The sequence below is a fragment of the Nitratidesulfovibrio sp. SRB-5 genome (genome assembly GCF_019931275.1).
Lineage (GTDB): Bacteria > Desulfobacterota > Desulfovibrionia > Desulfovibrionales > Desulfovibrionaceae > Cupidesulfovibrio.
This window is the reverse complement of record NZ_JAIOTY010000001.1, coordinates 894607-908719: the sequence shown is the minus strand read 5'-3', so window position 1 is coordinate 908719 and position 14113 is coordinate 894607. Positions and strand designations below refer to the sequence as shown.

General features: G+C 63.5%; 12 protein-coding genes. 8 read left to right on the top strand and 4 right to left on the bottom strand.

Annotation, left to right across the window (positions count from 1 at the left end):
* Positions 1-1370 precede the first annotated feature (1370 nt).
* The 3 genes from K6142_RS03560 to K6142_RS03550 all read right to left on the bottom strand — a co-directional run bounded on the left by K6142_RS03560 (position 1371) and on the right by K6142_RS03550 (position 4008).
* On the bottom strand, positions 1371-1994 hold the full coding sequence (locus K6142_RS03560) for an HD domain-containing protein (RefSeq protein ID WP_190243992.1): 624 nt from the start codon (positions 1992-1994) through the stop codon (positions 1371-1373).
* Positions 1995-2271: 277 nt separating this feature from the next.
* Positions 2272-2907 carry a DUF2238 domain-containing protein gene (locus K6142_RS03555; RefSeq protein ID WP_190244022.1) on the bottom strand — a complete coding sequence of 212 codons (636 nt, stop codon included), beginning with the start codon at positions 2905-2907 and terminating at the stop codon, positions 2272-2274.
* Between the two features lie 210 nt (positions 2908-3117).
* Positions 3118-4008, bottom strand: coding sequence for a flagellin (locus K6142_RS03550; protein WP_190243993.1), 891 nt, complete (start codon positions 4006-4008; stop codon positions 3118-3120).
* A 653-nt stretch (positions 4009-4661) separates the two neighbouring features.
* On the opposite strand from K6142_RS03550, the gene panB reads away from it, so the two are divergent.
* The 6 genes from panB (at position 4662) to K6142_RS03520 (ending at position 10557) form a co-directional block, all read left to right on the top strand.
* Entirely contained in the window at positions 4662-5564 is a 903-nt protein-coding gene (panB, locus tag K6142_RS03545; protein WP_190243994.1) for a 3-methyl-2-oxobutanoate hydroxymethyltransferase, read from the top strand.
* Positions 5565-5740: 176 nt separating this feature from the next.
* The gene (locus K6142_RS03540) at positions 5741-6640 is read left to right on the top strand and encodes an AraC family transcriptional regulator (RefSeq protein ID WP_190243995.1); all 900 of its coding nucleotides are present in this window, start codon (positions 5741-5743) and stop codon (positions 6638-6640) included.
* 227 nt (positions 6641-6867) lie between these two features.
* Entirely contained in the window at positions 6868-7602 is a 735-nt protein-coding gene (locus K6142_RS03535; protein ID WP_190243996.1) for a carboxymuconolactone decarboxylase family protein, read from the top strand.
* A 21-nt stretch (positions 7603-7623) separates the two neighbouring features.
* Positions 7624-8679 carry an alpha/beta hydrolase gene (locus K6142_RS03530; RefSeq protein ID WP_190243997.1) on the top strand — a complete coding sequence of 352 codons (1056 nt, stop codon included), beginning with the start codon at positions 7624-7626 and terminating at the stop codon, positions 8677-8679.
* Between the two features lie 146 nt (positions 8680-8825).
* Positions 8826-9323, top strand: a complete 498-nt coding sequence (locus tag K6142_RS03525) for a cupin domain-containing protein (protein ID WP_190243998.1) — start codon at positions 8826-8828, stop codon at positions 9321-9323.
* Between the two features lie 151 nt (positions 9324-9474).
* A complete protein-coding gene (locus tag K6142_RS03520; protein ID WP_190243999.1) occupies positions 9475-10557 on the top strand; it encodes an alpha/beta hydrolase in 1083 nt (360 codons plus the stop codon).
* 149 nt (positions 10558-10706) lie between these two features.
* Here the strand turns inward: K6142_RS03520 and K6142_RS03515 are convergent, their stop codons facing one another.
* Positions 10707-11483, bottom strand: coding sequence for a hypothetical protein (locus tag K6142_RS03515; RefSeq protein ID WP_190244000.1), 777 nt, complete (start codon positions 11481-11483; stop codon positions 10707-10709).
* Between the two features lie 315 nt (positions 11484-11798).
* Here K6142_RS03515 and panC point away from each other — a divergent pair, with 315 nt between their 5' ends.
* The gene (panC, locus tag K6142_RS03510) at positions 11799-12650 is read left to right on the top strand and encodes a pantoate--beta-alanine ligase (protein ID WP_015946562.1); all 852 of its coding nucleotides are present in this window, start codon (positions 11799-11801) and stop codon (positions 12648-12650) included.
* Positions 12651-12789: 139 nt separating this feature from the next.
* A complete protein-coding gene (gene metK, locus K6142_RS03505) occupies positions 12790-13959 on the top strand; it encodes a methionine adenosyltransferase (RefSeq protein WP_190244001.1) in 1170 nt (389 codons plus the stop codon).
* Positions 13960-14113 lie beyond the last annotated feature (154 nt).

The window sequence follows — 14113 nt, the reverse complement described above, 5'->3', positions numbered from 1 at the left end:
GCCCCTTGCATCCCCGCGCTCCAGGGGGGCTTCGCCGCCCCTGGACCCCCAACGTATCTTGCACCGCATTCCTTTCGCCGCCAGCTTCCCTCCGGCGCTAGGCGCCTGCGGGCGATCTGGCGACGGGAATGCGATGTGCCCGAATCTCTCGTCGCCTTGCCGACGGTTCGGGTTATGCCTTTACCGTCAGTCGATCTGCGGTGCACCCGCAACGCCGGAGCTTCCGCCGTCGCAAAGCCTCCGGCGGCGATCTCCGGATGCGGGCGCAATCCGCGCGCATGTCACACCGTGTCCGAAGGTCCTGACGCCTTGCCCCACTGATAGAGCTGACAGACCCGTCGCGCAGCGCCAAATGTTGCTCAAGGGAAGCGTGCTGTGCGTAGAAGCGTGTGACGCCGGGCCTTGACGGCGGCACATGCGTCGCAACAGGCCCGAGGGTAAGGGCACCCAAGTGAGATAGGGGCGGCGGGAGTTTTGCGCACATGCGCATTCAGCCGGGCAGATCGCCCGAGGCGCGCCAGCGCCGCAGGGAAGCTGCCCGACGTAAAGAATGCGGTGCAGGACGACACGGGGTTCCAAGGGGCGGAGCCCCTGGAACGCGGGGATGCAAGGGGCCATCGTTCAATGGCCCCTTGCCCGTCGGAGACATAACGAAATCGAACGCGTTCAACAGGGCTGGACTGTCTTCGTAGAAGCCGGGCGCAACCGCGCACCACATCATTCCCATCCGCCGAAGGAAGCTACCACCAAGAACACATCGCGCAGGAAGAACGTGTAATGTGCGAAAAAGCATGTGACCCCGTGCCTTGACGGTGGCACATGCGTCGCAACGGGGACAAGGACACTCCAGTCTGACGGAGGCTGCGAGAGATACGCGCACATACGCATTCAGCCGGACAGATCGCCCGAGGCGCGCCAGCGCCGCAGGGAAGCTGCCCGGCGTAAGAATGCGGTGCAGGAAGAATGTGGATAAAGGCAGAGGAGTTATGCCAAGGCTCCGAGAGCCAGGCGCGCATTGGCGTCACCGGCGGCAGATCACCCGAAGGCGTCCTGCGCCGGAGGGAAGCTGCCGTCGAAGGGACGCCGCGCAAGATACGCCGGGGGTCCAGGGGTGGCGAAGCCCCCTGGAACGCGGGGATGCAAGGGGCCATCGTTCAATGGCCCCTTGCCCGTCGGAGACATAACGAAATCGAGGGTGGTCAAAGGGGCACGACGGCCTTCGTAGAAGCTGGATACAACCGCGCACATCCCCTCCACACCCGTCGGAGACATAACTAAATCGAGCGGATGCAACAGGGCTGGCGTGTATTCGTAGAAGCCGGGTGCAACTGCGCGCACCCCCTCCCCATCCAGCCAGCGCAGCGCCCTCCCTACTCCTTCCCGTTCTTCCTCTCCCACCACGCCCGGTCCGGGCCCAGAAACCACCAGTCGGTGTGGTCCGTCTCGGCAATGGTCCGGGCAAGTTCGCGGCCTTCCTCGGTGCGCAGCCGTTCCAGCGCGCTTTCCATCCACTTGCCCGCGTACTTGTTGCCCAGGTCCAGTTCGCGCTTCAGGTTCAGGATCAGGTCCAGCTGGTCCGCGTCGTGGGCCAGTTGGGCTTCGGGCGTATGCGAGGCCTCCAGGTCGTCCCAGAACTCCAGCATGTCCACCTCAAGGCCGGTGCCTTCGGCGGCGTGCACCACGGCATCGCGCGGCTTCGAGGTGTTGTAGATGCGATTGACGTAGTTGAAGTCGCCGATGCGCGCCTCGTGGAAGTCGTGGAACAGGCACAGCATGGCGGTACGGGAAGGATCGGCCCCGGCCATGCGGGCCAGCACGTAGCCGATGATGGCGGTGCGGAAGGAGTGCTCGGCCACGTTCTCGTTGCCGGTGCCCAGAAACTGGTAGCCGGTGCGCGGCGTGAGGCGCAGCATGCCCGCCTCGTTCAGGAAATCGACGATACGCTTCAGGCGGCCGCGCCCCTGAAGGTTCAACTGCGGATTGCAGGCGGTCATGGCAAGGCTCCGGAAAAAATGACGTCGGCCGCCAGCGCCCGGTGAAAAGCCACCGGATACGCCGCGCGGCGCGCCCGTCCGGCATACGGCATTTCCCCGGCGCTGTCCAAAACGGCCCGGCGCTCCGGACTGGCGCCACCTCGTCAGGCCGCGCCAAGGAACATCGGGTCGCATCCGGCTGCGGTTTCCCGCATCAGGGCATCTTCATCGCAGCGGGCCGCATCGGCCAAGCTCCGGCCACGCGCGCATCCCCCCGCCCCCAAGCCGTCAGCCCGCCCTACACCGGGTCCATGCTGCCCCAGCGCCTGCCGCACAGCCGGAACAGCGCCAGCGCGAAGATGGCCCCCAAGGTATCGGCCAGCATGTCCTTCTGGGCATCCCACACGTCGCCCTGGCTGCCCAGAAAGGCCAGCCCCGCCTCGCCGCCCTCGGCGTCGGCCACCAGCCATTCCAGGATTTCCCAGCCGCAGGCCACGGCCATGATGGCGAACAGCCCGAAAAGCATGGTCACCATCGGCCCGGCCAAGCGGCGACGCGTCAGCAGTTCCGCGAAGGCGTAGGCATAGAAGCCCACGCTGAAATGCCCCACCCGGTCGAAGTGGTTGCGGGCAAAGCCGAAGGCGTCGGTAATGATGTCGAATGGCACCCGCTCGAAGGTGTAGTGCCCGCCCACGGTATGCCAGAACAGCCACACCGCCATCAGCAGGTAGGCTGCGCCGCTGAACCGGAACTTGCGCGCCGTGCCCGCCAGCAGAAGAAAGATGACGATGACCGGCGTGACCTCCATGTACCACACGGTGCGGTCGTACGGGGCGATGCCCAGCACCACGAACACCACCACGAACACGGCGGCCAGCATTTCCGGCAGGCGTGAGGGCTTGGCGGAACCATCCCGCGATGCCTGCGGTGACATGTTCGGCGAAGGCAGGGAAGACACGGTCATGGGACGCTCCTGCGGTACGGCTGCGGAAGGGAATGCGGAAAGGGAAGCACGCCACGATGCCGCATGCCCCCACCGCTGTAAACAACAGGCTGGCGGCAAACGGACAAAAGAAAAACCGGGCCGCTTGCGCGGCCCGGTCGAGCGTGTCTGCCAAAACCCCTCCACCTTACGGTGTGTGCCTTAGCCGCCCAGCAGCTGCATGGCCATACGCGGCAGGGAGTTAGCCTGCGAGAGCATGGCGACGGCAGCCTGGGTCAGGATCTGCTGACGGGTGAATTCGGTCATTTCGCTCGAAACGTCCACGTCCGAAATCCGCGATTCGGCGGCCTGCAGGTTTTCCGACTGGATCTGCAGGTTGCTGATGGTGTTTTCCAGACGGTTCTGGAGCGCACCAAGGTTCGCGCGAATCTTGTCCTTCGAGATGATGGCGTTCTCGATGCCTTCCAGGGCGGCCTGCGCGGCAGACTGCGTGGAGATCGACTTGCCCTTGCCTTCCGCTGCCTGGCTGCCCACGCCCAGCGCCGACGCCGTGGAGGTGCCGATGCGGATGTAGTAGTAGTCTTCCGAGCAATCGTTGGCCGAGCCGAAGTGGACCTTCAGCTTGCCGGTGGACACGAGGCCGGAGCCGTCGTGGGTGGCACCGGACAGGTTGCCGTTGAGCAGGTGGATGCCGTTGAAGTCCGTCGAGTTGGCGATTCGGGTGATTTCCGAGGCCATGGCCTGGTATTCCGAATCGATGATGAGACGCTGGTCCGAGGTGTAGGTACCGGTAGCGGCCTGTTCGGCCAGTTCCTTCATGCGGATCAGCTTTTCATCGATGACGCCAAGGGCGCCGTCGGCGGTCTGGATCAGCGAGATGGCGTCGTTGGCGTTACGCACGCCCTGGTTCAGGGCGGCGATGTCCGAACGCATCAGTTCGCGAATGGCCAGGCCGGCCGCGTCGTCAGAGGCTGCGCCAACACGAAGACCCGACGACAGTCGGCGCACGGACGTGGACAGGCTGCCGTACGACGAGCTGAGGTTGCGGGCGGCATTCATTGCCATCAAGTTGTGATTGATTACGAGAGACATAATATTCCTCCATGAATATTGCGCCGTTCCGGGCGGGGCACCACGCCGACCGCATCCATGCGATCATCCGCCGTTCATGCCCCTCTTTTCGGCCTGCCCATGTGAAACTATAGGGGGTGGCCTTCACTTTTCTTTACGCTTGTCCGGATAAACCGGATTCAGGCAGGATTACGTCCTGATTCTGGCCAGATGCGGTAAGGACACGGCAAGGACGCGAGAAGGGCGCGGCAAGGATGAGCCAAGGATGCGAGAAGGTCGCGAGCCGGATGTGGACCGGATGTGGACCGGATGCGGTAATCCCCCGTAACGGACGCGAGAAGACCCGGAGCCGGATTCCCACGCCAGGCGAAAATTCGCGACCAACGGCGCCCAGCGGTTTGCCATGCCCCGGCGGGGGATGTAGACTGGTTGCCCAGCGAGCAGCGCTGAAGTGTCACCATTCGCGCAGCGCCAAATCTCCACCGGACGCACCCCGCGCCGGATCATCACCGTCGCGTAGCGACGAGACATCACCAGTCGCGTAGCGGCGAGGCGTCACCCGTCGCGTAGCGACGAGACATCACCAGTCGCGCAGCGACGAGACATCACCCGTCGCGTAGCGACGAGAACTCACCGGGCGCACCCCGCCCGCAGCGCACAGCAAGGAGCCTTTCATGAGCGTTCATCCGGCACCGCAGCGTTCCGCCCCCCAACAGCAGACACGCCGCCCCGTGGGCACGCTGGACGTGCGCGCCGCCAAGGGCGCGCGGCGCATCGCCATGCTCACCGCCTACGACGCCCCCACCGCCGCCCTCGTGGACGGCTGCGACATCGACATCATCCTGGTGGGCGATTCGCTGGGTATGGTCATGCTGGGCCGAAACGACACCCTGTCCGTGACCATGGACGAAATGGTGCACCACTGCCGCGCGGTGACCGGCAGCGTCACCCGCGCGCTGGTGGTGGCGGACATGCCCTTCCTGTCCTACGAAACGAGCCCGACGGACGCGCTGCGCAACGCCGGGCGGCTGTTCCGCGAAGGGGGCGTGCGCGCCGTGAAGCTGGAAGGCGCCGGGCCGTACCTGCCGCAGGTGCGCGCCCTGGTGGACGCGGGCATTCCGGTCATGGGGCACATCGGCCTCACCCCGCAGCGGGTGGCGCAACTGGGCGGATTCAAGGTGCAGGGCAAGACCGCCGACGCGGCCCGCCGACTGCTGGACGACGCCCTGGCCCTGGAGCAGGCGGGCTGCTTTTCCATCGTGCTGGAATGCGTGCCCTCGCCCGTGGCCGCGCGCATCACCGCCGCGCTGACCATCCCCACCATCGGCATCGGCGCCGGGCCGGACTGCGACGGGCAGGTGCTGGTGCTGCACGACATGCTGGGCCTGCAGGACCGCATGGTGCCCCGCTTCGTCAAGCGTTACGCCAACCTGGCCGGGCAGGTGACAGCCGCCGTGACCGCCTACAAGCAGGAAGTGGAAAGCGGCGCCTTTCCCGGCCCGGAACACGGCTTTGCCATGCCCGACGAGGAGTTGCGCCAATGGGGCGGGGACGGAGCCCCCAACGGCAAGGAATGACCACGCCTCCACGGACCGGGTACGGCAGGCACGCTATGGGCGCAGCCACCCGCCGAACAGGTTGCAGCAAGGCAATCGACAGTCTTGTGGGGCAGACAGCTCCAGCACCTGCGGCAACCTGTCCGTTCCCATGGAACGAAGACAAGCACATCGTTTCCAGCTTCCGGAGTATCTGCATGATTGAAGCAATAGGCGTGGAAAAACGAAATGCCATTCTCAAAGAGAAGCTGCTCAAGTGGCTCCCGGAACAATCCCGACTGGAAACACAGATTTTCGGTTTGGCATTAAGCCGCTTTGACCAGGAAACTTCTGCGGAAAAATGCTTCTATCACCCCATCGTCGCGCTTATTGTCCAAGGATTCAAACGTTCCATGATCGGCAACCACGACGCCGATTATGGTGAGCGGCATTCAATGGTTGTAGGCGTTGATATGCCGGGAATATTTCATATCACCCATGCGTCGCAGCAAAACCCTTTCCTCTCGCTATCTGTAAGACTTGACAGACGCATCATTTCCCAATTGGCGACAGAAATGCCTTCAATAGTCACGTCGTACAACAAGCCTGCAAATCCTGTAGCCATTTCAGAAGCCAGCGAAGAACTTCTCGAAGCATTCATACGGCTGGTCGATCTGCTGGACACACCGTCAAGAATACCTGTCTTTGCCCCCATGATCCTCCGCGAAATTCATTTCCACTTGCTTTCGGGCAGCCAGGGTGACTGTCTGCGGCTGTTCAGTACTGGCGGAACACAAACCAGCCAAATTGCCCAAGCCATCACCTGGCTGCGAGAAAACTACACAGGCCATCTCCACATGGAAGAACTGGCCCGCCAGGTCAACATGGCCCCTTCGACATTCAACCGCCATTTCAAGCAGGTGACCAGCCTCAGCCCGCTCCAATTCCAGAAACGCCTGCGCCTTTACGAAGCGGAGCGCCTCATGTTGCTTGAGGGAAAGGATGCTGGCACGGCGGCGGTTATGGTTGGCTATGAAAGCGGTTCGCAGTTCAGCAGGGAATACAAGCGCCAGTTCGGGGCGCCACCCCGTCGGGACGTGGCGCAGAAACGGTCGTAGCCTGCGACAACTCGGCACAATCCTTCACAAACAACACAAAAACAGGGCGGGATGCATGCATTGACGTGCATCCCGCCCTTCTTTGCGTCTGCCTGCTCCTCAGCGAAGCGCGAGCGAATCAGGCAAATATCTGCATGGATTGTGTATAGCGCCCACACACGAGCCCTCTTATCTTGCTATCAGCCAAAACAGCCCACACAAATACCGTAGCGCTGAAGGATGTTGCAATGCCAAGCAGAAACTCCGTGCCGCTATTGGCACTATGCCTCATCGCATCAGTTGGAATCCCGGCAATATCTCACGCCAAGAACGAAAACCACGACAACCATTTGAGCAACAAGCAAAAGAGCATCATTCCCATTGCAGCCTTTACCGCAAATGGGGACACCGCAAAACTGAAGTCCGCTCTCGTTCAGGGCCTGGAAAACGGCATGACCATCAACGAGATCAAGGAAGTTATCGTCCAGATGTATGCCTACGCGGGATTCCCTCGGAGCCTTACCGGTCTCGACACCTTCCTCGCCGTCCTTGAAGACCGGAAAGGGCGAGGCATCAGGGACGAAATCGGCAAAGACGCCACCCCCTTGCCCGCCGGTGCGAGCATTCGTGACCTCGGCACGGCCGTCCAGACCAGGATTGTCGGCAGACCGGTCAGAGGCCCTGTCTACGAGTTCGCCCCCATCATCGACACGTTTTTGAAGGAGCACCTTTTCGGCGACATATTCGGGCGTGACGTGCTTGACCTCCAAGAAAGGGAACTGGCAACCGTGGCCGCCCTGGCCAGCCTTCCCGCCGAACCCCAGCTGCGCTCCCACCTGAACGTCTGCATGAATGTCGGCCTAACCGAACCCCAGATGAGGGCGTTCGTATCCATACTGGATGCAGAGGTCGGCAAGGATGAAGCCGAAAGGTCAGAGAGACTTCTGGATGCCGTCGTGCAAAGCAGGCAGCAAGCAAAATAGCAACACAACAACGAGGTAGCCATGAAAGAAATACTTCTGACAACCCTGGCCATGCTCTCTGCGCTGGTTTTTGCCGATTCCGCAAAAGCTGCCGGGGGTAATGCATTCGGCCTTATCTACCGGGGGGCCATCACGGAAAACGCCAAGAACAAGATCAACATACACCCCGTAACCTACACGCTGAACGGCCTAAAAATTGCGGCCAACGTCTACACGCCTGCCGGATATGATGCCGCCCGCAAGTATCCCGCCGTGGTGGTGGCCCACCCCAACGGGGGCGTCAAGGAGCAGGTGGCAGGCCTCTATGCCCAGCGACTGGCGGAAAACGGCTATGTCACCATCGCGGCGGACGCATCCTATCAGGGGGCCAGCGAAGGTACGCCCAGAAACATCGACAAGCCCTATTACCGCACGGAAGACATCCACGGCATGGCCGACTACATCGGCAGCTATCCCGGTGTCGACGCCAATCGCCTTGGCGTACTGGGCATATGCGGCGGAGGCGGCTACACGCTGCATGCCGCAAAATCCGACAAGCGCTTCAAGGCCGTGGCAACCCTGAGCATGTTCAACTCCGGCCAGGTGCGGCGCAACGGCTACATGAACACGATGCTTGATTCCGTGCAGTCCCGCCTGAAAGCGGCCTCTGACGCACGCGCCAAGGAAATATCCACCGGCGAGATCGACTACTCCGGCAACGTTGATTTCGACGCCCTGACGGACGAAAGCATCAGCAGGATTCCCACCGACCTCTACCGGGAAGGCATGATCTACTACGGGCAGACGCACCGGCATCCCAATTCCACCTTCCGCTACACGACAGGCAGCCTCATGGAACTGATGAGTTGGGACGCCACCGACCATCTCGAACTGATCAATGCCCCGCTGCTGATGATGGCCGGCGAGAAAGCCGACTCGCTGTACATGACCGAAGAGGCATTCCGCAAAGCGGTGGGAACCAGGGACAAGGAACTCTTCAAGATTCCCGGGGCAACGCATATCCAGACCTACCATGTACCGGAATATGTCGCCCTTGCCGTCACCAAGCTCAAGGAATTCTACGGCAGAAACCTGTAACGGCACCTACTGACCACAGCACGGTAGTGCCGCACGGAATGCCGCAAGGAGCGCACCGTGTTTGCGCAGCGGGAAAACCTGCTCCCGCGTACAGGTGCGGCACTGCCCTGGCAGACGCAGTGGAGGGAATCCACCATGGAGTTTGCATGAACGTTCTCACAATATCCCTGATTGCACTGTGCCTGCTGGTTCCGGAAATCGCATTATCCGCACGGGCCCATGCAGAAGAACAGAACGGCCTGGGGCAAGTCGTCATTCTCGGCGGCTCACGCCCTTCCTCGACGGCTCCGAGCGGGAATTTTACGGGATACGTCCGCGTCGATCCCGTCTTCCAGGCTCAGGCTCCCGCCCGTGCCTATGGTTCTTATGTCACCTTTGAACCGGGAGCGCGCACGAACTGGCATACCCATCCGCTGGGCCAGACCCTGATCGTTACGTTCGGGACGGGCCTGACACAGGAATGGGGCGGCCCCGTCGAGGTTATCCGGCAGGGGGACGTGGTGATTTGTCCTCCCGGCGTCAAGCACTGGCATGGCGCTGCCCCCGATGCCGCCATGACGCATCTTGCCATAGGAGAACATGTGGAAGGCAAGAGTGTAGAATGGATGGAGCAGGTAACTGATGAACAGTATCGAACCAGATAAGGGCGGAACCAGCAGCGGAATTTGGGCCCTGCCGTCATGCGGGCATGGATTTGGCGCCAGCGCGGGCACAGATGCGGAAAACCGGATGGACCATGCCTACCGTTTCCGGGAAAGACAGCCGGGGAAGGATCAAAAGTAAGGAGTATCTTGCATGAAGCGAAAACCATTCCTTGCGGGACTATTGCTCACGGTGGGACTTTTTGCGACGGCTGACGCCATGGCGGCGGAAAAGGGGGCCCAGCCCCCGCTGCTGATTCAGGAACAGGGCAGCTTTGCCGTGGGCGGCACGGTTGCCCGGAATCCCGGCACATTCGATCCGCGCAAGCCCGCCGATCCCGCAGGCCAGACGTTCCACGGCGACCACGCCTACGTGTTTTACCAAAAGCCGGTAAATGCGCGCAGATACCCGCTGGTATTCCTGCACGGGGCCGGGCAGTTCTCCAAAACCTGGGAAAGCACCCCGGACGGGCGTGAAGGGTTCCAGAACATCTTCCTGCGGCGGGGCTTCAGTACCTACCTCGTTGACCAGCCGCGGCGCGGCAATGCGGGCCGCAGCATGGTGGAGCAGAAGGTAACCCCCACGCCGGACGAACAGATGTGGTTCACCCAGTTCCGGGTGGGCGTATGGCCGGACTATTTCCCCGGCAGCCAGTTCCCCAGGGGCAAGGACACACTGAATCAGTACTTCCGGCAAATGACGCCGAATACCGGCCCGTTCGATGCCGGGGTAATTTCGGACTCCCTGTCCGCGTTGTTCGCGAAAATCGGCGACGGCATCCTGGTCACCCATTCGCAGGGTGGCGGTCCGGGTTGGATGGCGGCCATGAAAAGCCCGAATGTACGCGCTGTCGTGGCGTACGAGCCCGGCAGCAACTTCACCTTCCCCGAAGGAGAGGTACCCGCGCCCATTGAAAACAGGTTCGCCACCCTGAGCGCCCTCGGCGTTCCCATGTCAGACTTCAAGAAGCTGACGCGGCTGCCGATCATCATCTATTACGGCGATAACATCCCCAATGATCCCAGCGACGTTCCAGCCCAGGATTACTGGCGGGCCTGCCTTGCCATGGCAAGGAAATGGGCGGAAACCGTGAACCGACATGGAGGCGATGCGACCGTGCTCCACCTGCCCGAAGCCGGACAGGTCGGCAATACCCACTTCCCCTTTTCGGACCTGAACAACGTCAAGGTGGCGGACCTGTTGTCTCAGTGGCTGAAAGAGAAAGGGCTGGATTGACAAACCCTGGGCTGTTTCCGCATGGCAGTCCCTGCCCCACGACGCGGAAACAAGCCCCCCACGGAAAACATGCTCTTGCCGCATTCCATCTGAACTGCGGGCAAGGGCCGACGAAGCCCGCGAAGAAAGGGGCTATCCGGAAACTGCGGTCAGACGGAGACGTCGATCAGGTACAGGCAGCGCGGCTCCACCAGCACCAGCCTGTCGTCGGAAAGGTGCTCCGGCGCGGTGACGAAGCCGCCCCGCTCGATGACGTGAATGGCGTTGGATTCGCGGCTGGAGTCGTGCAGGAACAGCGTGTCGCCCAACGGAATGCCCGCCGCCGTCCAGTGCGAGATCACCGGGTCGCCCTTGAAGGGCAGGTAGCGATGAAAGCGCAACACGGCTGCCCGCCCCGTTCCGCCGCAAAGCCAGCCCACAAGGGTTTCCCACACCGCGCGGGGCGTGGGCTGGGGAGATGCATCCGGGCCGTGGCCCCACCTGTCTGGCAATGACGCATCCGGGCCGTAGGCCCGTCTGGCTGGCGCCGACGCATCCGGCCCCACCCGGCCCGTCACGCGAAGGGCTGGGCTGGTCGCGAAGGGGCGCTCCACGCGCAGCGGCACCACATCGCGGCGGGCGCACTCCAGCACCGCGCGCACCAGCGCATCGTGATCGGTGGCGTTGTACAGCACGGTGCGAAAGGCGTCCGCATCGCGGGAAAGGTCCAGCAGCACGTCGTTGAACAGCCGCCGCGCCTGCCCCATGCCCAGCGGATGGACGGAGCGCAGGGCGTTGGCCACCGCGTACACCGCACAGAACACGTCCAGTTGCCCCTGATGGTACGGCTGGAACGACGCGCAAGACGACGGCTCCCGCGCGGCGGCGGAACCTTCCGCTGTGCCGTGCGGCGCTTCGGGCGTGTGGTGGGAATTGGACGCGACCATGCGGCTCCCGTGGGCTTTGACGTTGCGGGCCACACTGCCGGGTGCGGGTGGCCCGACCCTGCTCTTGCCCGCAGCCACCGCCGCCGTCAAGTGATGGCGGACGCGCGCGGGGCCCGGTCGCCCAGCCGGGGACCACACGCCCCTCCGGCATGCGATTTGCTGATTCGCACGCCGTGCGGACAAACCTGCCGGGCGTCCGATGCGCCCCCTGTCCCTGCCCCGCTTCGCGCCGCCCATATCGGACGCCGTTTTCGCTGGACATCATGGCGGGCTGCGTGTATACCCGCCTACACAACAATATTCGGATAACTTGATATGCAGATACTCACCGACCCACGCACGTTGCAACAGACCTGCCTGCGCTGGCGGGCCGACGGCCAGCACACCGTGCTGGTGCCCACCATGGGCTACTACCATTCCGGGCACGAAAGCCTGATGTCCTACGCCCGCTCGGTGGGCGACAAGGTGGTAGTCAGCCTGTTCGTGAACCCCACGCAGTTCGGCCCCGGCGAAGACCTGGCCGCCTATCCGCGCGACCTTGAACGCGATGCCGCCCTGGCCGAGGCCAACGGCGCGGACATCCTGTTCACCCCGCAGCCCGCGGACATGTTTCCGGCGGGCCATGCCACGTGGATAGAGGTGCCCTCTCTGGCGGGCACGCTGTGCGGCGTTTCGCGCCCCACCCATTTCCGGGGGGTGTGCACCGTGGTCATGAAGCTGTTCCAGCTGGCCATGCCGCGCACCGCCGTGTTCGGCCAGAAGGACTGGCAGCAGCTGGCCATCATCCGCCGCATGGCGCGCGACCTGAACGTGCCCGTGGACGTGGTGGGCCGCCCCATCGTGCGCGAGCAGGACGGGCTGGCCATGAGCTCGCGCAACATCTACCTTTCGACCGAAGAACGCGCCCAGGCCCCCAACATCCACCACGGCCTGGCCCTTGGCCGGGCGCTGGTGCAGGGGGGCGAGCGCGATGCCGCCGCCGTGGCCGAGGCCATGCGCCGCTACTGGCGCGAAAGCCTGCCCCTGGCGCAGGAAGACTACATTTCCATCGTCCACCCGGAAACGCTGGAGCCGCTCGCGCGCATCACCGACGCAGCCCTGTGCGCGGTGGCCTTCCGCCTGGGCAAGGCCCGGCTTATCGACAACATGCTGCTGGCCGGAGAATAGGCTCACCACGTCCGCCGGGGCAGACAACCGCAACCCACGCAAAGAAACGCGCCCGCAGCCCGCACCGCCCACACCGCCCACACCGGCGAAGGGGCGCAGGCCACAGCCGGGGCCACGCGCGCATCATCAGGAGGACCGCATGATTCCCGGAAAAGGCCGCTACTTCTTCACGTCCGAATCCGTCACCGAAGGCCACCCCGACAAGGTTGCCGACCAGATTTCCGATGCCGTGCTTGACGTGCTGCTGGCGCAGGACCCCATGTCCCGCGTGGCCTGCGAAACGCTGGTGACCACCGGCATGGCCTTCATCGCGGGCGAAATCCGCACCAAGGGCTTTGCCGACCTGCCCGAGGTGGTGCGCTCCACCATCCGCAACATCGGCTACAACAGCTCGGAAATGGGCTTCGACTGGAAGACCTGCGCGGTCATCTCCTCCATCGACAAGCAGTCGGGCGACATCGCTCAGGGCGTGGACCGCGGCAACCCCGAAGACCAGGGCGCGGGCGACCAGGGCATGATGTTCGGCTTTGCCTGCGATGAAACCCCCACCCTGATGCCCGCCCCCATCTACTGGGCGCACCAGCTTTCGCAGCGCCTGACCCAGGTGCGCAAGGACGGCATCCTCGACTTCCTGCGCCCCGACGGCAAGACCCAGGTTTCGTTCGAATACGTGGACGGCAAACCCGTGCACATCAACAACGTGGTGGTCTCGTCGCAGCATGCCGACAACGTGTCCAACGACACCATCCGCGAAGGCATCATCGAGGAAGTGATCAAGAAGACGCTGCCCGAAGGCCTGATGGCCGACGGCTGCGAAATCTTCATCAACACCACCGGGCGCTTCGTCGTCGGCGGCCCCATGGGCGACTGCGGCCTGACCGGCCGCAAGATCATCCAGGACACCTACGGCGGCGCCGGCCACCATGGCGGCGGCGCGTTCTCCGGCAAGGACGCCTCCAAGGTGGACCGTTCCGGCGCGTACATGGGCCGCTACATCGCCAAGAACGTGGTCAAGGCGGGCCTGGCGCCCAAGTGCGAAGTGCAGATCGCCTACTGCATCGGCGTGGCCGAGCCGGTTTCGGTGCTGGTCTCCTCGCTGGGCAGCAGCGAACTGTCGGACGAAGTGCTGACCCGCGCCGTGCGCGAGGTGTTCGACCTGCGCCCGTACCACATCATCAAGCGCCTCGACCTGAACCGCCCCATCTACGGCAAGACCACCTGCTACGGCCACTTCGGCCGCGAACTGCCCGAGTTCACCTGGGAGCAGTGCGACGCCGTGGCCGACCTGCGCACCGCCGCCAAGATCTAGCGCGCGACGCAAACCAGCCAGAAAAAGACAGGGCGGGGAGCATGCTCCCCGCCCTTTTTGCGTGCGTTGGTGTTCCGGTCCTGCGCTGGCCCTTGCGCGGCCCCTGCCCGGGCAGCAGAGAAGGCATACCGCCTGCCGCCGTCCCGCCGTCATC